Origin of the sequence: Cellvibrio sp. pealriver (assembly GCF_001183545.1) — a bacterium.
Taxonomy (GTDB): domain Bacteria; phylum Pseudomonadota; class Gammaproteobacteria; order Pseudomonadales; family Cellvibrionaceae; genus Cellvibrio.
This window is the reverse complement of the sequence record NZ_KQ236688.1, coordinates 1,781,969-1,801,953: the sequence shown is the minus strand read 5'-3', so window position 1 is coordinate 1,801,953 and position 19,985 is coordinate 1,781,969. Positions and strand designations below refer to the sequence as shown.

Here is a 19,985-nt window from a genome sequence, read left to right as displayed (position 1 = left end):
TTTTTCACTTCGACAAAACCTCAGATCAAAGTACCTTTATTGCAGTGTTTAAAAATCAGCATAATCGCAGTCTTCGAAAATCAACGTGCGCTCTACTATTACTGTGGCGCGCGATTATGACTATCTGAACCTGCATTTAATAGGGTTTTTAATAGTGTTTAAAAAAATGTGGCACATAAGTCTTCATGTTTAAAACAAAAATTCTTCATTTCTTTGATTAAATCTTATGGTTAAAAATGAAATAAGTTGCTTCTTTGTTTTGCGCGATTTTTTGTACTGCTCTTTAAAATATGGATTATTAAATTATTGAGATCCGGTTCTCGAAACTGCTTGTTTAATATTTAAAAGCAGAAACGAATGTGAAATCTTTGCGGAGTAATATCGACAATTTGGTTAAAAACAATTAATGAGATAATTTTCAAGGATTAAATTATGCAGTTCATTAAAGCGTTATTGAGTGGGGAGCTTTTACACAGAGATCAAGGAAAAAATGTGCAGGCTAATGGGCGGTTACGTGTTGGTATTATTGGCACAGGTAAAATAGGTGTTGATTTATTAGTAAAAGTACGCCGTTCTCCTTGGCTTGATTGTGTCATTTTTGTTGGGCGCAATTTGCAATCTGCGGGAATGCGCTATGCGACTGACTTGGGTGTGCGTGTATCTGACAAAGGTATTAATGCTTTTTTTGAAGCAGAAAATCGCTGTGATATTGTTTTTGATGCAACATCTGCTGCATGCCATATAGAGCATGCACAAATATTTGATGGGTTAGGGCTACTGGCTATTGATATGACTCCATCGCAAATCGGAGAGTGTTGTGTTCCAGCGCTAGGTTTGGATGAGGTGCTGGAGAATAAGAATATCAGTATGATTTCCTGCGGCGGGCAGGCATCCATACCTGTTGCGCAAGTGCTCGCGAAAACTATTCCCGGTTTAACTAGAATCGCAGTGAAGTCGATTGTCTCACCGCATTCTGTTGGTCCTGGTACCTTGGCTAATTTGGATGAATACTATCGCAATACCAAGGCGGGGCTGAAAAAATATACGGGTATTCAGGAATTTGAAGTTGAATTGTTGGTTGATGAAATCAATCCTGATACGAGGATGTTAACCACCATAACCGCCTACTGTGATTCCATGGATATAGACTCACTGCAGTTACCGTTGGCAAATATGTTAAAAAAAATTCAGGCATATGTGCCCGGGTATAAGTTAGAGTCCGAGCCGGTATTGGTGAATGGTGGAGTTCGAATCGATTTAAGCGTAGAAGGTTTAGGTGATTACTTGCCTAAGTATGCAGGTAATCTCGATATCATTAATTGTGCTGCGATCGCTGTCGCCGAGCACTATGCGCAAACAGCTATGTTGTCACATGCTTCCAGAAGATCACTGATTCGCCATCATCATGATACCGTGCAGTTGGAGTACTGACTTCCTGCTTGCTTTGGTTTTTTCCCAAACCCCTCACAAGGATGTGTTTTTGAATTTCTCTTTTTCTGTGTGATTGATGTGTAAATACGCATGTAAATCACAGGCAATAAAAAAGGGCTTACATTGCTGTAAGCCCTTTCGGATTTGGTGCCAGTGGTCGGACTCGAACCGACACGCTTTTAAGGGCGCCGGATTTTGAATCCGGTGCGTCTACCAATTCCGCCACACTGGCGAGTGGTGCGCATTTTAATGATTTGAAGCTTGCTGTCAAACATTTATTACGAAAACTTCTTCCTGCCCACATTTACTAAACAACTTGATCAAAAAGCGGTTCATTTAAGCTCGGTCAGTTTCTGATGTTCACCTCTAATGTGCATTGAAATAAGGCTTTTCCACTCCCTTATTTTGCAATGCTCGCAAATTGGAGTAACCTGCCGACCTTTTTCAAGTCAATCCCTATCAGGTTGCCCGATTGTTATGCGTCGCCAGGATTTTTTCTACGAATTACCTGATTCTCTTATTGCCCGTGCACCTGCTGCAGAGCGGCGCGGTAGTCGTTTGTTACAGTTGGATGGTATATCCGGCCAACTTACTCACGGTCACTTTCCTGATTTGCTTAGCCTTGTTGAACCGGGCGATTTAATGGTGTTCAACGATACCCGCGTGATTCCGGCGCGATTGTTTGGGCAGAAGGAGTCGGGCGGGCAGGTTGAGGTACTGGTAGAGCGCGTACTGGATAACCACAGAGTGCTTTCCCATACCCGAGCCAGTAAGGCTCCAAAGGTGGGGGCGCAGGTCATCTTACAGGACGGTACCCGCATCCAGCTTGTTGCGCGGCACGACGCTTTATTTGAGTGGGAATTTTTAGGTGATGACCCAGTGTTGGTTGTGCTGGATCGTATTGGCCATATGCCTTTGCCTCCTTATATAGACAGGGATGATGTGGCTGCTGACCGCGAGCGTTACCAGACTGTCTATGGTGAGAAACAGGGTGCTGTCGCAGCACCTACTGCGGGCTTGCATTTTGATGAGTTAATGCTTGAGCAGCTCCGGGAAAAAGGTGTGAACATCGCATTTGTGACCCTGCATGTAGGGGCTGGCACTTTCCAGAATATGCGAGTCGATAATATTACCGAGCATCAAATGCACTCCGAGATTATGGATGTATCGGAAGACGTTTGTGAGTTGGTACGTTCGACCAAGGCTGCAGGCAAGCGTGTAATCGCCGTAGGTACTACCAGCGTTCGTAGTTTGGAATCGGCTGCGCAAGGTTATGCTGATGCCGCGCAAAAAGGTGCAATCCACCCATATCAAGGCGAGACCAGCATCTTTATTTATCCCGGTTATCAGTTTCAGGTAGTTGATGCCTTGGTGACCAATTTCCACTTGCCTGAATCGACGCTCATTATGTTGGTGTCGGCCTTCGCTGGTTATCAATTTACGATGGCTGCCTATGAAGAGGCAGTTGCCCGGCAGTATCGTTTTTTCAGTTATGGCGATGCCATGTTTATCACCCGTAATCCAACAGCAGCACATCAGCGTGTTGGCGTGACCGGTTAATTTTTATCTGAAAAGTCCAGAGAGAAAAACGTGACTCATCAATGCTTTATGGAATTTGAATTAGATAGCCAGACGGGCAGGGCGCGTCGTGGTCGCCTTAAGTTTCCGCGTGGTACGGTTGAAACGCCTGCATTTATGCCGGTGGGTACTTATGGAACCGTGAAAGGACTTACCCCGCGCGATGTAGAAGATATAGGTGCGCAGATTATCCTTGGGAATACTTTTCACTTGATGCTGCGCCCGGGCACCGAAGTGGTAAAGGCGCACGGCGATCTCCACGACTTTATGCAATGGAAAGGCCCCATCCTGACAGACTCCGGTGGTTTTCAGGTGTTCAGTTTGGGCAAGCTGCGGAAAATTACCGAGGAAGGCGTTACATTCAAATCGCCAATCAATGGCAGTAAAGTGTTTCTCGATCCTGAGACTTCTATGCAGGTTCAGCGCGATTTGGGCTCTGACATCGTGATGATCTTTGACGAATGCACTCCTTATCCGGCGACAATTCATGAGGCGCGAGACTCTATGGAGCTGTCGTTGCGCTGGGCAAAGCGTTCCAAAATTGCGCATGGTGATAATCCTTCTGCGTTGTTCGGGATAGTTCAGGGCGGTATGTATGAAAATCTGCGTACGGAATCATTAACTGGGTTGGTCGAAATCGGTTTTGATGGCTATGCAATTGGCGGTCTTTCTGTTGGTGAGCCGAAAGAGGACATGTTGCGCATACTTGAGAGCCTCGCACCGCAAATGCCCAAACACAAACCGCGTTATTTAATGGGGGTTGGGAAACCTGGCGATATCGTAGAAGCGGTGCGCCGCGGTGTGGATATGTTTGACTGCGTTATGCCGACTCGCAACGCTCGCAACGGACATTTATTCACCAGTGAGGGAGTTATCAAGCTGCGCAACGCCAAATACCGCGAAGACACTTCTCCTTTGGATCCTTTGTGTGACTGTTACACCTGCAAAAACTTTTCGCGCTCTTATCTGCATCATTTGGATAAATGCAATGAAATGCTGGGTGCCCAGCTAAATACCATCCATAACCTGCGCTACTACCAACGGATTATGGCGGATATGCGCAAGGCGTTAAGCGATAATAGTTTTGATGCTTTTTTGTGCGATTTTTATGGCCGTCAGGGATTAGAGGTTCCGCCAGCGCCGCCTATGTAGGTGCGTTAGCGTTGTTGTATGCCAATTAAAGGGTATAATCCGGCGCCCTTGACCATACCGCAGCCAAAAATTGGCTGTGTGCTCGTAAAAAATAAGGCGGAGCAATCGGCGTAGCCTGGAATCATCAGTGCTCTGAAGTCTGCCGCAGACCAGTTGGGAAATTTTTATGCTAAACCGTTATCCCCTGTGGAAATACCTGTTACTGCTGTTTTTTACAGTAGTTGGCGTTGTGTATTCGATCCCCAATTTATACGCACCTGATGCGGCTATTCAGGTTTCCGGTGATTCCAGTGCGAAAGTGATTGATGCACCCGTGCTGACCAAAATGGAAGCTGCGCTGAAAGAAGCCAATATAGAAGCTTTTGGCGGTGAAGTGACTGCAAAAACTGCAATGGTGCGAATCAAGGATGTAGAGCAGCAAATGGCTGCGCGCAAAATTGTACAACAGGCGTTGGGTGATGGTTATGTGGTAGCACTGAATACCGCTTCAACAACCCCCGGCTGGTTGCAAGCCATGGGAGCTGAGCCTTTAAAGTTGGGTCTTGATCTTGCGGGCGGTGTGCATTTTTTGTTGGAAGTTGATACAGCATCTGCCGTTGCAAAGCGTCAGGAAATCAATGCTGATGATATGAAAGAGAAAATGCGTAAAGCAAAGGTGCGTTATACCTCAGTAATTGCACAAAAGGATAACCAGATAGTTGCGCGCTTTCGTAATGCAGAGGCACGTGATGCGGCGATCAGTTTGTTGCGGAGTGATTTTCCAACATTGCTATTTACTACGTCGGATAAACAGACTGAAGGTGAGTTCGCTTTTAACGCCGATTTCAGTGAAGCAGGCGTGCGTGAAATTGAAGACTACGCCGTTAGCCAGAACCTGATTACCTTGCGTAACCGTGTTAATGAATTAGGTGTATCCGAACCAATGGTACAGCGCCAAGGGCGAAATCGTATCATCGTGCAGCTGGCAGGCATTCAGGATCCTGCAGAAGCCAAGCGCGTGATTGGTAAAACCGCCAATCTCGAATTCCGTTTGGGCGCATCCCCGGATACCTTGGTATCCAACAAAGAGTCTTTCCCTTACAAAGACGAGCTGACGCAAATGCAGCGCGGCAATGCTGAGTTAGAAAAACAATTAATTGTGACCGGTGATCGAGTTGCTAATGCAACCAGTAGTTTTGATCCGGAAACTAACCAGCCACAGGTCAATATTACCCTTGATAGTCTGGGTGGTACTCACATGCACCGCGTAACCCGCAATAATGTGGGGCGCCAAATGGGCATCTTGTTTATCGAATACAAAACCCGTACGCAGATTGTGAAAAATGCTGCAGGTGAAAACGTTGAAAAGATGACGCAGTACGTTGAGCGCAAAGTAATTAGCCTTGCGACCATCCAGAGTGCATTGGGCGTGCAATTCCGTATTACGGGTTTGGATAGTCCAGCGGAAGCATCGGAATTGGCGTTGCTATTGCGTGCGGGTGCTTTGGCGGCCCCTATGCATTTCGTGGAAGAACGTACTATTGGCCCGTCATTGGGTGCTGAAAACATTGCCAACGGTGTTGATGCAACCCTATGGGGCTTCGGTTTGGTTGTTCTCTTTATGTTGGTTGCGTACCGTATGTTTGGTGTTTTCGCCAACATTGCATTGGCTGTGAATTTACTGCTGATGATTACCATGCTCTCGATGTTTGGTGCGACCCTGACGCTCCCCGGTATTGCAGGTATTGTATTGACGATTGGTATGGCGGTTGATGCTAACGTGTTAATTCACTCCCGTATTCGCGAAGAGCTCAAAAATGGCGCATCACCCCAGCAGGCTATTTACTCAGGTTACGAGCGCGCGTTTGTCACTATTCTGGATGCCAACCTGACCACCTTGATTGTAGGGATTATTCTGTTTGCAATTGGTACCGGACCTATCAAAGGGTTTGCTGTAACACTTATTGTCGGGATCATTACCACCATGTACGCATCCGTCAGCTGCAGCCGTGCACTGGCAAACCTGGTCTATGGCCGTCGCAAAAACTTACAGAAAATTTCGATTTAAGAGATCATTGCTATGACTAAGGAATCACGCATTATTAATTTCATGGGGGTGAGGCACTTCACCTCTGCTTTGTCGATTGTGTTTATTGTCATTTCCATAGCATCACTGGCCATTAACGGATTGAAGTTAGGTTTGGATTTTACTGGCGGTACCCAGCTGGAATTGTTGTTCGATAAGCCTGCAGATTTAAATAAAATCCGTGAAGTGCTTGAACAAGAAGAATTAAAAAGCCCCGTTGCTGTGCTGTTTGGCTCCGAGCAGGAAGTAATGGTGCGTACTCAGGATCAAATGAAAGAAAAAGCCCAGCAAAAACTGAGCGCGGCAATTTCTGCCTTGGGTTCAGGCGCGGCGTTAGAAGCTGTAGAGCGGCCAGCACGTGAGATGGAAGGGTTTGCAGATACGTTGGTACTGGTGAATGTCAGCAGTGAAAGTGTGCAACAACAAAATCTTTTTGCAGCTGCTGATTACGGCCGTGTGGAGTACCAACAACGTGATGGAAAAACACTGGTCACTGTAGAAAACTCAATTGATTCAGTGTATCTGCGCCGTATCATTGCTGATATTGAACAAGCTACCAGCAGCAAGATTGAATTGCGCAGTAGTGAATTTGTTGGTCCTCAAATCGGTGATGAGTTGCGTGATCAAGGCGGCTTGGGAATGTTGGTCGCTTTCGCGTTGGTATTTTTGTATGTTGCTGTTCAATTCCAATGGAAATTTTCAGTTGGTGCAATTATTGGTTTGATTCATGACGTAATTGTCACCCTGGGCTTTTTTGCGTTTTTCCATTGGGATTTTGATTTGACCGTGCTCGCGGCCATACTTGCGCTTATAGGTTACTCCATTAACGATACCATCGTTATTTACGACCGTATCCGCGAGAACTTCCGCATTCTACGCAAAATGCATCCACACGAAGTGATCAATATTTCAATCACCCAAACGCTTGGCCGTACCATAATGACATCGGCATCGGTATTTATTGTATTGTTTTGCTTGTATTTTATTGCAGGAGAAACACTGCAAGGTTTTGCGTTGGCATTGATCATCGGTATTGTTGCTGGTACTTATTCATCGGTTTATATCTGTGCCAACATCACTGCGGCTCTTGGAATCACCAAAGAGGACTTGATGCCGAAAGTGCGCGATGAAAGTGAAGTGCAAGAAACACCCTGATGAATGTATTTTTTGACTAACAACAGCGCCTTGAGGCGCTGTTGTTGTTTGTGGTTTCCGGATTTATCTGACGTTGTGCAATGAGCTGATCTCGGCTATTGTCAGTCCATCTTTTTATCCTCTTGCCTCTATTTTTCCATCATTAATGGGATTTTATGATCGAGCACATTAGCTTTGACCCTTCGCTGCAACAGAGTGATGACATTGAGCTGTTGCGTGAAACTGTTGGCCGCTTCCAGCGTATTTTTAATGGTAGCGGATATGGTTTTTGGGAGTGGAACCTGCAAACCCAGCACATTGAGTGGTCGGGTGGTTTCTGGGAGCGCTTGGGATATGGCCCTGAGGATGCAGAAAATATCAGTGATGCGGCCAAAGTGCTGACGTTCATGCACCCGGATGACCGTGAGTTTGCGATCGAAGCGGCGCGCCAACACTTGCGGACGGGTAAACCGTTGGATGTGTCTTATCGCATCCAGACCAAAAATGGCAGTTATATCTGGACGCAAGTACGTGCTGATTCCCTACGCGATGAGCAAGGGCGTGCCACGATTATGTCCGGGGTCAATTTTGATATCACCGAGATTAAAAAGGTGGAGGCAGCACTCCGCGAAAGTGAAGCGCGTCAGGTGCGTATTATTCAGGCATCAAGTGATGGCATTTGGGAGTGGTATGCCGATCGCGGTGGTTTCCATTTTTCACACCGCTGCTGGGAACTGCTGGGTTACGATGACCTCGATGACGTGCTGACGGAGGGTGAGGATCGCCTCAAAATTTGGCGCAAACATATTTACCCTCAGGATCTGGCCAAGTTTGACAATGCATTGGTTGAACACATGGCAGGACGAGCTCCTTTTGATGTGGAGTACCGGCTCATCAGTACACATGGGGAAATTCGCTGGATTCGCGGCCGTGGACGTGCAGTATTCAATGAGAAAGGGCAGCCGATCATGATGTCGGGTAGCAATATGGATATCACTGAAGTTAAACGCGCGGAAGAGCGGGTTATTCAGGCAAAAGAACAAGCCGAACAGGCGAACCGTGCCAAGTCAGAGTTTTTATCGAGCATGAGCCATGAACTGCGTACACCGCTCAATGCCATTCTCGGTTACACCCAGCTGTTTGAATATGACGGTAATTTAAAGTCGCAGCAAATCGATAACGTGCGTGAAATCCGCAAAGCGGGCGAGCATCTTTTGCAGCTGATTAATGATGTATTAGATCTGGCAAAAATCGAATCAGGCAGTATGACAGTTTCGTTGGAGCCGGTTTTGGTATCGCGCTTGATTGTGGAATGTTTTACGTTGGTTCAACCGCAAGCGGACGCCAAAGGGATTCGCCTTGCGTCATCGCTCGCCGAATTTGCCAATACCTATGTGATTGCCGATCACGTGCGCTTCAAGCAGGCACTGCTGAATTTGCTCAGCAACGCGGTGAAATACAATCATGTTGGTGGTGAAGTAGAGGTGAAGTTGGAATCCCAGCCCGGGCAGCAATTGCGTATCAGTGTGCGTGATACCGGGCGCGGTATTCCGTTGCAACGCCAGCATGAGGTTTTCCAGCCATTTAATCGTCTGAGTGCTGAAAACACCACGATTGAAGGTTCCGGCGTTGGCTTGGTGATTACCAAGCAACTGGTGGAAATGATGCAAGGAAAACTCGACTTCACCAGTGTTGAAGGGATAGGCACTACCTTCTGGATTGATTTTCCCATGGCATCGGAATGGAATGCTGAAACCGTCATGCGCAGCCCATCCAGTAAGGACTACAGCCCCGCAGTGCTTCAGGTAAAACGTCGTTGTAAAGTCTTATATGTGGAAGACAATCCCACCAATATCCGCTTATTGCAGCAAGTATTTGCCCGTTATCCGCAACTGGATCTGGAGATTGCTGAAGAGGCTTTCTTGGGCATTTATAAAGCCCGTAGCCAGCAGCCTGACTTGATTATCCTTGATATCAATTTGCCAGGAATGGATGGTTATGAGGTGCTCGGGGTACTGAAAAGTGACCCAACCACCAGTCGTATTCCGGTTCTGGGGTTGTCGGCTAATGCTATGCCATACGATGTTGAGCGCGGTCGAAACTCGGGCTTCTATGACTACCTCACCAAGCCAGTTGATATTCATCATCTCATTGATGCATTTAATAAATTACTGCGTGATTAATGTCCTCTGATGTGCGTTCTTCTCTCTATTCCCTCTTTTGATTTTCCAAGCAAAGAGGGAATTGCCCGAATATTTAAGGGTTTGTTCACAATCGTTAACTAGTGCAAATGTAGATGGTTTTACCGTTTGGGGGGCTTATTATCTCAAAATGAACATTTGTTCATTTTGAGCAGAAGGCGCTGGCCTGTGTTAACCATTTTGTTGTGAGGAATAGAGCATGCGTTCATTAGTGGGGTTGGGAGCAATATGTGCGATTGGGGTTGCAGGCTTGGCCTTGTCCGCGTGCGATAACCGGAATTCAACGTCTGCGGCGGCATCTACCGTTGTCGAAGTCGGCGTAGTGACTCTGGCCGTCAGCGATATTCCCCTTGAAGCTGAGCTGCCGGGGCGCACATCCGCTTTTCGCAAGGCAGAAGTCCGGCCTCAAGTGAGTGGGATCATCCAAAAACGCTTATTTGAAGAAGGTGCCAGCATCAAAGCAGGCGAACCTTTATACCAAATTGATCCGGCAACCTATGAGGCTGCACACAACAGTGCCAAAGCTGAACTGGCTCGTGCCCAAGCTAATTTGGTGGCTGCCGCAGCCAAAGAATCGCGCTATAAAAATCTGGTGGCGATCAAAGCGATCAGTCAGCAGGATTACGACGATGCCTTGGCCAATTTAGGTCAATCCAAAGCGAATGTTGCCGCAGCGACAGCAGCGGTTGAATCGGCACGTATTAATCTGAAATACACCCAGGTGTTGGCTCCTATCAGTGGTGTTATAGGTAAATCATCCGTGACTGAAGGGGCGTTGGTGAATGCAGGTCAAGCGGACGTATTGGCCAGTATCCTCCAGCTTGATCCTATTTATGTCGATGTCTCCCAATCCGCTGAAGAATTGCTGAAATTGCGCCGCTCTGCGCTCAAGGGCGATATCAACAGCAGTGAAGTAGCCAAAGTGCGCCTGATATTGGATGACGGTTCGGTATATGAACATGAAGGCCAATTACAGTTTGCAGAAGTCGGTGTCAATGAATCTACAGGCACAGTAACCCTGCGTGCAAAATTTCCCAATCCTGAGCGCCTGTTATTGCCGGGCATGTTTGTGCGCACTCAGGTGGATGAGGGCATTTATAACAATGCATTACTGGCACCACAGCGCGGCATTGCGCGTGATCGTTCGGGCAATGCCACTGCCTTGGTGCTCAATAAAGAGGGGATTGTTGAATCGCGCCAATTAACGACAGGGCGTGCTGTTGGTGATCAATGGATAGTGCTGGATGGTCTGGCTGTAGGCGATCAGGTGATCGTAGAAGGTCTGCAAAAAGTAAAACCGGGTGCACCAGCAAAAGCGGCTGCCGTTAGCAGCGCAGCGGCGGAGTAATAGCACTATGGCCAAATTTTTTATTGATCGCCCGGTATTTGCCTGGGTTATTTCCATCATCATCATGCTTGCGGGCTTGTTGTCGATCGCCAAGTTGCCTATCGAGCAGTACCCACAGGTTGCACCGCCCTCTGTCAGTATCAGTGCAAACTATCCCGGCGCGTCTGCGCAAACGGTGCAAGATACGGTAATCCAAATTATCGAGCAGGGGCTTACAGGAATCGACAATGTGGAATACATGTCATCCAACAGTGAGTCCAGTGGCCGCGGTGATGTAACGCTGACATTTAAAGCGGGTACTGATCCGGATATTGCGCAAGTTCAGGTACAAAATAAATTGCAGACAGCAATGCCGTTGCTGCCGCAAGAAGTGCAGCAACAAGGTATTCGTGTGACTAAATCCACTGCCGGATTTTTGATGGTCGCTGCATTTGTATCATCTGACGGGCGTATGGATAAATACGATATTGCCGACTACGTTGCTGCTAATGTGCAAGACCAATTGAGTCGTGTGAATGGTGTCGGGCAAATCCAATTATTTGGATCGCAATATGCGATGCGCATTTGGTTGGATGCTAACAAACTTGCCAATTACAAACTCACGACAATTGATATTGTTTCTGCAATCCGTGCACAGAACGCACAAATTGCGGCAGGTGAATTGGGTGGAACACCGGCATTACCTGGCCAGCAAATTAATGCCAGCATTGTGGTACAAACCCGTTTAAATACGCCGGAGCAATTCAAAAACATTCTGCTGCGTGTCAATCAGGATGGCTCGCAAATTCGTTTAGGTGATGTTGCGCGTGTTGAGCTCGGTGGCGAGAACTATCAATTTGAAACGGAATACAACAATCGCCCGGCTACTGGTCTTGCGGTAACGCTTGCATCGGGTGCGAATGCATTGGATACAGCCGATGCTGTGCGTAAACGCATTGGTGAATTGCAAACATTTTTTCCGCAAGGGTTAGAAGTCGTTTATCCCTATGACACAACACCTTTTGTAAAACTCTCCATTGAAGCTGTAGTGCATACACTCATCGAAGCCATTGTGTTGGTGTTTTTGGTGATGTATCTGTTCTTGCAAAATTTCCGCGCGACACTGATTCCAACTATTGCGGTACCAGTGGTATTGCTGGGTACCTTTGCCGTATTGCAAACATTCGGATTCTCAATTAACACCTTAACGATGTTTGCGATGGTGCTTGCGATTGGTTTGTTGGTGGACGATGCGATTGTCGTTGTGGAAAACGTTGAGCGGGTGATGGCAGAAGAAGGGCTTTCACCGCGCGAAGCGACGCGAAAATCCATGCAGCAAATTACTGGTGCTTTGATCGGTATTGCATTGGTGCTTTCCGCTGTGTTTGTACCTATGGCGTTTTTTGGTGGATCAACGGGAATAATTTATCGCCAATTCTCGATCACAATCGTATCGGCAATGGTGTTATCAGTGATTGTTGCACTAACGCTCACGCCTGCACTGTGTGCGAGTATGTTAAAACCAGTGGATGCTGATCACTATCACAAAAGTGGATTCTTTGGTTGGTTCAACCGTACCTTCAACCGGGCGACCGACAAATACCAATCTGGTGTGAAATCCATGTTGGGTAAAACAGGGCGCTACATGGGGATTTATATCGCCATTGTGATTGTGCTGGGCTTGTTGTTCACGCGTTTGCCCGGATCATTTTTGCCCGATGAAGACCAGGGTGTATTTTTCACGCAAATGACCTTACCTGTCGGTGCTACTAAAGAGCGCTCTATTGTTGTCATGGACCAAATCGAAAAACATTATTTGGAAAATGAGCAGGCAAATGTGCGCTCTATTTTCTCGGTAATTGGTTTTAGTTTTAGCGGGCGAGGGCAAAACAACGGCATTGCGTTTGTAGGTCTGCATGATTGGAGCGATCGCACTGATGAATCGCAACATGTGCAGGCAATTGCCGGGCGTGCGATGGGCGCATTTGCAAAAATTAAAGACGCGATGGTATTTCCATTTGTACCACCGGCGATCACCCAGCTCGGCACATCAACCGGTTTTAATATGCAACTGCAAGATCTAGGCGGTGTTGGGCATGAAGCCTTAATGAATGCGCGCAATCAATTTTTAGGATTGGCTGCGCAAGATCAACGTCTGGTAGGCGTACGTCCTAATGGTCAGGAAGATAATCCGCAATTTAAATTGGATGTGGATCAGGAAAAGGCAGCGGCGTTGGGGGTGTCGATCAATGACATCAATAGTGTTTTTTCCACGGCGTGGGCAGCAAGTTATGTGAACGACTTTATCGATAAAGGCCGCGTTAAAAAAGTGTTTGTACAGGGTGAAGCGGAATATCGCATGTTGCCAGAAGACGTAAAAAATTGGTATGTGCGTAACAGCAGTGATGAGATGGTGCCATTTTCGGCATTCACATCAGGCCGTTGGATTTATGGTTCGCCGCGGCTTGAACGCTACAACGGTGTGCCTTCAATTAATATTATCGGGCAGGGCGCACCTGGTGTGAGCTCAGGCGATGCGATGCTTGCAGCAGAAGAAATTGTTGCGAAGTTACCAGCAGGCATTGGCTTTCAATGGACCGGTATGTCATTTCAGGAGCGTGAGTCCGGCAATCAGGCACCTATGCTGTATGCACTTTCAATTTTGATCGTATTTTTATGTTTAGCGGCGTTATATGAAAGTTGGTCGGTGCCGTTTGCGGTCATGTTGGTGGTGCCACTCGGGGTTATTGGTGCGGTACTGTTTGCGATGGCAAGAGGCTTGTCCAACGATGTGTATTTTCAGGTGGGCTTATTAACAACCATTGGTCTTGCAGCAAAAAATGCGATCCTGATCGTGGAGTTTGCAAAATCGCTTTACGAACAAGGTGCTGATTTGATTGAGGCCACCATGGAAGCAGTGCGTATGCGTTTGCGTCCGATCATCATGACATCGCTTGCATTTATGTTGGGCGTAACGCCTTTGGTGCTAAGCACCGGTGCAGGTTCGGGAAGCCAGAATGCAATTGGTACGGGTGTCTTTGGTGGAATGTTCTCGGCAACGGTGTTGGCTATTTTCTTTGTGCCAGTCTTTTTTGTTGTCGTGTTCCGTCTGGCAAAACGTTGGTTTCCATCGGCTCCGCTTCCAGGTGAGTCAGAAAAATGATGAATAAATGCGAGCTCATTCTTGATGCGACTTTGCATTTACTGGCACATCGCGGTTTTCATGGATTTTCTATTCGCGATGTCGCCAAAGAATCCGGTGTGGCAACGGGAACAGTCTATTTGTACTTTGAAGACCGCGAAGATTTGATCAAGCAGCTTCATGGCCAAATTATTGATCGCGTTGCGCGTCAGGTATTTGCCGAGAGCACCGTGGAGGTTGATTTGTTTCAGCAATTCCGGCGTATGTGCTTAAACTTTTGGTCGCTCTTTTTGCAAAAGCCAGCCATTGTGTTAAGTAAGGGGCAATTCGATCACTTGCCTCCAGATGTACTGCGCAGTCGGCATGAGGAGGCGCGGCTTGTATTAGAGCCGCTATTCACCTTTTTTTCACGCGGGCGAGAACAAAAAATTCTCAAGGACTTGCCCGATGAAATTTTGTTTTCACTTGGCTTTGAGCCTTACTTTGAAATTGCGCGCAAAACCATGCAGGGAATCATCAGTATCGATGAGGCCATGTTGGAAGAAATTATCCTCGCCAGCTGGGATTCCATTTCACTACAAAAGACTTCACGAGAAAAGACAGTTTAGTTTTATCGGTAGAGTTAAAATAAAAACGGCGAGCATTGCTCGCCGTTTTTGCTGACCTTGTGCGCTGATTATTTCAGATGGCCAAGATTTTTTTGCACGATTTGCAGGATCGGTTTAAACACCTTGGGCGAGCCACATACGATATGGCCTGTTTCAAGATAATCTGCACCACCGTTAAAATCACTCACTAATCCGCCGGCTTCTTTGACCAGCAAAATCCCGCCTGCGATATCCCACTCGTTCAAATTCATTTCCCAAAATGCATCAAAGCGACCCGCTGCTACATAAGCCAGATCCAGTGCTGCTGAACCACAGCGACGGATGCCAGAGGTCTGCCCTGCAATTTCCTGCACGCATGCCAGGTAGGGCGTGATGTGTTCCAGTGCATAACCGCTGAAAGGAATACCAGTGCCGATCAGTGCTCCTTCAAGGCCGCGACGATTTGATACGCGCAAACGACGGCCGTTGAGCGCTGCACCACGGCCTCGGCTCGCGGTAAATTCTTCGCGTTTGATCGGGTCAATCACAACGGCGTGTTCAATCTGGCCTTTGTATTTGCACGCAATCGAAATAGAGAAGTGCGGAACACCATGGATGAAATTGGTCGTTCCGTCGAGTGGATCGATGATCCATTCGTAATCAGAGTTTTTGCCAGGTTGGGAGCCGCCTTCTTCGCCACGGAAACTGTGGTCAGGATAGGCTTTGCGGAGGTGATAAATGATTTCTTTTTCGGCCGCTTTGTCCACTTCGGTGACGAAGTCATTGCGACTTTTGGTCTCGATGGTGAGCAGGTCAACGCGTTCAAATGCGCGTTCAATTAATTCTGCAGCTTTGCGGCCAGCGCGCAAAGCGATGTTAATCATGGGTTCCATAAAGCACCGGAATTAAGGGTTTACTGAATAACCAGAATGCGATGAGTTGACCTTGCGGCACTCAGTCGAGAATCAGGGGTTGTAAAAGAACGGGGTCGCAGGCGGCATAAGCGCCTCACACCAAGGGCGCGCAGTATAGCGGCAAGCGCTTTCGGCGGCTAGCCATAACTGGAGGCAAATCCTGTGTGTCTGTATACTGCGCGCCTTTTTAATGAACCGCCATTTGAATGATTGTTTCGGGCGGTGCTAACAGCGGCCTACTTATATGTCTGAATCGTCTATGTCAGAACCATCTTCAGAGTCTTCATCTGCCCAGCCTTTTGCCAATATCCGTATCGTTTTGGTGAATACCAGTCATCCCGGCAACATCGGCGGTACTGCGCGGGCGATGAAAAATATGGGGTTATCGCGATTGTATCTGGTGTCACCGCAGGATTTTCCGTCCGACAAAGCGGTATGGCGTTCGGCTGGTGCAACAGACGTGCTCGACAATGCGGTAGTGGTGGAAACGCTGGATGAGGCCATCGCCGGTTGTGGTTTGGTTGTCGGCACCAGCGCTCGCGAGCGCCGCATCCCATGGCCATTGCTTGACCCGCGCAAATGCGGTGAAAGTGTATGGTCTGAAGCGGCCAATCATGAGGTGGCGGTGGTGTTTGGACGTGAAGACCGCGGCCTGACCAATGAAGAGCTTTATAAATGCAATTATCACGTGCATATCCCAGCCAACCCTGATTACAGCTCACTTAATCTGGCGACAGCGGTGCAGGTGATTTGCTATGAAATCCGTATGGCCTATCTGCTTGCGTCTGAAGGTAATACCTTGCCGCAATTCCAGTGGGATATGCCTCCGGCTGAACCCAATGCCATGGAGATGTATTACGACCACCTTGAGCAGACATTGGTGGAGTTGGATTTTCTTGATCGTGACAACCCCAAGCAGACCATGACGCGTTTACGCCGCTTGTACAACCGCATCCGTATGGATCAGATGGAGCTGAATATCCTGCGTGGCGTCCTGACAGCGATGCAAAACTATATCCATTACAGCGGTAAAGTAATGCGCAAGATCGGCAAGGCTCCGGGCTTGGAATCCATGCGCGAGCTGACAAAAGACGATAAGCCAACAGGGCAATAGCATCGCTGGAAAATTGATCGTTGGAAAAGCTGTAATACTTGAGTAAAATACTCGGAATTAGCATCGCTGCTGCATTTGAGGGTTATTTCCCGCTCGGAGTGGTGCACTACAACGGGATTTTGCAGCGAGGCACACCCGCATGAGACTTACCACCAAAGGCCGTTATGCCGTTACCGCGATGCTGGATTTGGCGCTTCATAGCGACCAAGGGCCCGTCAGTCTGGCGGATATTTCCCAGCGTCAGGGTATTTCTTTGTCTTATCTTGAGCAGCTATTTGCGCGTTTGCGCCATTTCAAGCTGGTAAAGAGCGTGCGCGGCCCCGGTGGTGGATATCGTTTAATGGCCAGTGCCGCCGAGGTTTCTGTTGCGCAGGTAGTGGATGCAGTGAGTGAGTCGCTCGATGCAACCCGCTGTGAAGGCAAGGGCAACTGCCATGAAGGGGAGGTCTGCTTGACGCATCATTTATGGGAAGATCTCAGTGCGCAGATCCATCGGTTTTTAAGTGAAATTACGTTGGCTGATTTAGTGGCGCGCAACGATATACAAGCGGTTAGCAAGCGTCAGGACATGCGTCTCGTTAATACTCACAGCGATGAAACCCATATCGCTGTGAGTGAAATTCTCTAAACAACTGTTTATCTACAACGTCCCAAGGTAATGACTGTTTTGCGCAAACCTGTTTACTTGGATTACGCGGCCACTACACCTGTTGCGCCTGAGGTGGCTGCGCGTATGGCGCAGTGCCTTACGTTTGATGGCACTTTTGCCAATTCTGCATCCCGCTCGCATGTTTATGGTTGGCAAGCAGAAGAAATCGTTGAAGAAGCGCGAGCGCAGGTTGCCAGCCTTATTGATGCCGATACACGCGAAATCGTGTGGACCAGTGGCGCAACCGAAGCCAATAATCTGGCATTAAAAGGGATTGCAGAAACCTATCGCGCGACTCATACCCAAGGCGGCCACATTATCGTCTCGGCAATTGAACACAAGGCTGTGCTTGATCCTGCGACATGGCTTGAGTCGCAAGGTTTTCGTGTTACTCGATTGCAGCCGGGCAGCGATGGAATTATCACGGCAGCCGGCCTGGAAGCTGCATTTCAGGACGATACTTTTCTCGTCAGTATTATGCTCGTCAACAATGAGTTGGGGAGCATCAATGATGTGAAATGCTTGGTCGATGTATGCAAGCCGCGCGGCATTTTATTCCACTGTGATGCGGCGCAAGCGGCAGGGAAAATTGAGGTTAATGTAAAAAAACTGGGTGTGGATTTACTGTCGCTGTCTGCGCACAAGTTTTATGGCCCCAAAGGTGTGGGCGCGCTCTATGTTCGCCGCGCAGGTGAAGTAAAAGTAGCTGCGCAAATCCATGGTGGTGGGCACGAGCGTATGATGCGCTCCGGCACGCTGGCAACTCACCAATTAATCGGTATGGGTGGCGCCGCTGAGTTAGCGCGTGAGCAACTAAGTGAAGATTCCCTACGTATTGCCACGCTGCGTGATCGTTTATGGGAGGGGATCGCAAACCTACCGAATGTTACACGCAATGGCTCTCCGTCTTGTTGTGTGGGCGGCATTTTAAATGTGGCGTTTGGCAATATCGATGGTGAAATGCTGCTGTTGTCGTTGCGTGATTTGGCGATATCGAGCGGTTCTGCCTGTAATTCCGCCAGCATGTCCCCAAGTTATGTGCTGAAAGCAATCGGATTGAGTGATGAGCATGCCCAGGCATCCTTGCGCTTCAGCATAGGCCGCTATACCACCGTCGACGAAATTGAATTTGCGATTGAACACTTGCGAAGTGTTATCGCCAAGCTGAACAAGGCTTGATGCTGTGCATCGAGATTGTTGCAAAACAAGGTAAATACCCATGTCTGAACAAGTCGAACATCTCATCAAAAAAGAATACGCGGCTGGCTTTCACACCACGATTGATTCAGAAACCCTGCCTCCCGGGTTGAATGAAGACGTGATCCGTTTTATTTCGGCCAAAAAGAATGAGCCGGAATGGTTGCTGGAGTGGCGACTCAAAGCTTATCAAGCTTGGTTGGAAATGACTGAGCCAGAGTGGGCACATGTCAAATACGATGATATCGATTTTCAGGCAGTGTCCTATTACTCCGCGCCAAAATCCATGGATTCAAAACCCAAAAGTCTGGATGAAGTTGATCCGGAATTGCTGCGCACCTATGAAAAGTTAGGTATTCCCCTGCATGAGCAAGCGGCGCTTGCCGGTGTTGCAATGGATGTGGTGTTCGATTCGGTTTCTGTGGTGACTACCTTCCGTGAAAAATTGCTCGAAGCGGGTGTGATTTTCTGCTCGATCAGTGAAGCGGTACAAAAATATCCGGAGCTGATAAAAAAATACATCGGCTCAGTTGTTCCGCAAAAAGACAATTACTATGCCGCACTCAATTCAGCGGTATTTTCCGATGGCTCTTTTGTGTACATCCCTAAAGGTGTGCGCTGTCCGATGGAGTTGTCTACGTATTTCCGTATTAACGAACAAAATACCGGTCAGTTCGAGCGCACGCTGATTGTGGCCGATGAAGGCTCGCACGTCAGCTACTTGGAAGGCTGCACCGCGCCCATGCGCGATGAAAATCAATTGCATGCTGCGGTAGTTGAGCTCATTGCGCTTGATAACGCTGAAATTAAATATTCCACGGTACAAAACTGGTATCCGGGTAATGAAGAAGGTAAGGGTGGTATTTACAACTTCGTAACCAAGCGCGGTGTGTGCCATACCAACGCCAAAATTTCCTGGACGCAAGTGGAGACCGGTTCTGCAGTCACCTGGAAATATCCGAGTTGTATATTGCGTGGTGATAACAGTGTTGGCGAGTTTTATTCTGTTGCGCTCACCAACAATTACCAGCAAGCCGATACCGGAACCAAGATGATCCACATCGGTAAAAACACCAAATCCACAATCATCTCCAAAGGAATTTCTGCAGGTAAAAGTTCCAATGCATACCGTGGCCTTGTGCGTATTAATCCCGGTGCAGAGGGTGCACGCAATTACACGCAATGCGATTCGCTGTTGATCGGCGATAAATGCGGGGCACACACTTTTCCTTATATCGAAAGCAAAAACCCTTCGGCGGTGATCGAGCATGAGGCTACAACGTCCAAGGTAAGTGAAGACCAAATGTTCCTATGCCAGCAGCGTGGGCTCGATGCTGAAAAAGCAGTGTCCATGATTGTGAATGGGTTTTGTCGTGAAGTTTTCAAAGAGCTCCCGATGGAGTTCGCAGTAGAGGCTGGCAAGTTGCTGGAAGTCAGCCTTGAAGGATCTGTGGGTTAAGAGCCCAAACGATGCATTAAAAATTTAAAACTGCC

14 protein-coding genes and 1 tRNA gene are annotated in these 19,985 nt (G+C 47.9%); 13 read left to right on the top strand and 2 right to left on the bottom strand.

Annotated elements, in window-relative coordinates:
- The first annotated feature begins 432 nt into the window (after positions 1 to 432).
- The gene (locus tag VC28_RS07725; protein WP_053094170.1) at positions 433 to 1,431 is read left to right on the top strand and encodes an acetaldehyde dehydrogenase (acetylating); all 999 of its coding nucleotides are present in this window, start codon (positions 433 to 435) and stop codon (positions 1,429 to 1,431) included.
- 145 nt (positions 1,432 to 1,576) lie between these two features.
- Here the strand turns inward: VC28_RS07725 and VC28_RS07720 are convergent.
- Positions 1,577 to 1,663 (bottom strand) — tRNA-Leu (locus VC28_RS07720).
- Between the two features lie 245 nt (positions 1,664 to 1,908).
- On the opposite strand from VC28_RS07720, the gene queA reads away from it, so the two are divergent.
- The 8 genes from queA (at position 1,909) to VC28_RS07680 (ending at position 14,638) form a co-directional block, all read left to right on the top strand.
- Complete coding sequence (gene queA / locus VC28_RS07715) at positions 1,909 to 2,991, top strand: tRNA preQ1(34) S-adenosylmethionine ribosyltransferase-isomerase QueA (RefSeq protein ID WP_049630133.1); 1,083 nt, start codon at positions 1,909 to 1,911, stop codon at positions 2,989 to 2,991.
- Positions 2,992 to 3,021: 30 nt separating this feature from the next.
- Entirely contained in the window at positions 3,022 to 4,161 is a 1,140-nt protein-coding gene (tgt, locus tag VC28_RS07710; RefSeq protein WP_369799027.1) for a tRNA guanosine(34) transglycosylase Tgt, read from the top strand.
- Positions 4,162 to 4,327: 166 nt separating this feature from the next.
- On the top strand, positions 4,328 to 6,208 hold the full coding sequence (secD, locus tag VC28_RS07705; protein WP_049630131.1) for a protein translocase subunit SecD: 1,881 nt from the start codon (positions 4,328 to 4,330) through the stop codon (positions 6,206 to 6,208).
- Positions 6,209 to 6,220: 12 nt separating this feature from the next.
- Positions 6,221 to 7,381, top strand: coding sequence for a protein translocase subunit SecF (secF, locus tag VC28_RS07700; protein ID WP_049630130.1), 1,161 nt, complete (start codon positions 6,221 to 6,223; stop codon positions 7,379 to 7,381).
- Positions 7,382 to 7,536: 155 nt separating this feature from the next.
- Entirely contained in the window at positions 7,537 to 9,543 is a 2,007-nt protein-coding gene (locus VC28_RS07695; RefSeq protein WP_049630129.1) for a PAS domain-containing hybrid sensor histidine kinase/response regulator, read from the top strand.
- 217 nt (positions 9,544 to 9,760) lie between these two features.
- Positions 9,761 to 10,909, top strand: a complete 1,149-nt coding sequence (locus VC28_RS07690; protein WP_049630128.1) for an efflux RND transporter periplasmic adaptor subunit — start codon at positions 9,761 to 9,763, stop codon at positions 10,907 to 10,909.
- Between the two features lie 7 nt (positions 10,910 to 10,916).
- Positions 10,917 to 14,051, top strand: coding sequence for an efflux RND transporter permease subunit (locus VC28_RS07685; RefSeq protein WP_049630127.1), 3,135 nt, complete (start codon positions 10,917 to 10,919; stop codon positions 14,049 to 14,051).
- Positions 14,048 to 14,638, top strand: a complete 591-nt coding sequence (locus tag VC28_RS07680) for a TetR/AcrR family transcriptional regulator (RefSeq protein WP_049630126.1) — start codon at positions 14,048 to 14,050, stop codon at positions 14,636 to 14,638. The genes VC28_RS07685 and VC28_RS07680 overlap by 4 nt, the downstream gene beginning before the upstream one ends.
- 68 nt (positions 14,639 to 14,706) lie before the next feature.
- Here VC28_RS07680 and VC28_RS07675 read toward each other — a convergent pair whose 3' ends face one another.
- Positions 14,707 to 15,510, bottom strand: a complete 804-nt coding sequence (locus tag VC28_RS07675) for an inositol monophosphatase family protein (RefSeq protein WP_049630125.1) — start codon at positions 15,508 to 15,510, stop codon at positions 14,707 to 14,709.
- A 280-nt stretch (positions 15,511 to 15,790) separates the two neighbouring features.
- On the opposite strand from VC28_RS07675, the gene trmJ reads away from it, so the two are divergent.
- From trmJ to sufB, 4 genes are all read left to right on the top strand, one after another.
- Complete coding sequence (gene trmJ / locus VC28_RS07670) at positions 15,791 to 16,645, top strand: tRNA (cytosine(32)/uridine(32)-2'-O)-methyltransferase TrmJ (RefSeq protein ID WP_049630124.1); 855 nt, start codon at positions 15,791 to 15,793, stop codon at positions 16,643 to 16,645.
- A gap of 139 nt (positions 16,646 to 16,784) precedes the next feature.
- A complete protein-coding gene (gene iscR, locus VC28_RS07665) occupies positions 16,785 to 17,273 on the top strand; it encodes a Fe-S cluster assembly transcriptional regulator IscR (protein ID WP_049630123.1) in 489 nt (162 codons plus the stop codon).
- Positions 17,274 to 17,312: 39 nt separating this feature from the next.
- A complete protein-coding gene (locus tag VC28_RS07660; protein WP_049632246.1) occupies positions 17,313 to 18,473 on the top strand; it encodes an aminotransferase class V-fold PLP-dependent enzyme in 1,161 nt (386 codons plus the stop codon).
- A 40-nt stretch (positions 18,474 to 18,513) separates the two neighbouring features.
- Entirely contained in the window at positions 18,514 to 19,950 is a 1,437-nt protein-coding gene (gene sufB / locus VC28_RS07655; RefSeq protein WP_049630122.1) for a Fe-S cluster assembly protein SufB, read from the top strand.
- Positions 19,951 to 19,985: the final 35 nt, after the last annotated feature.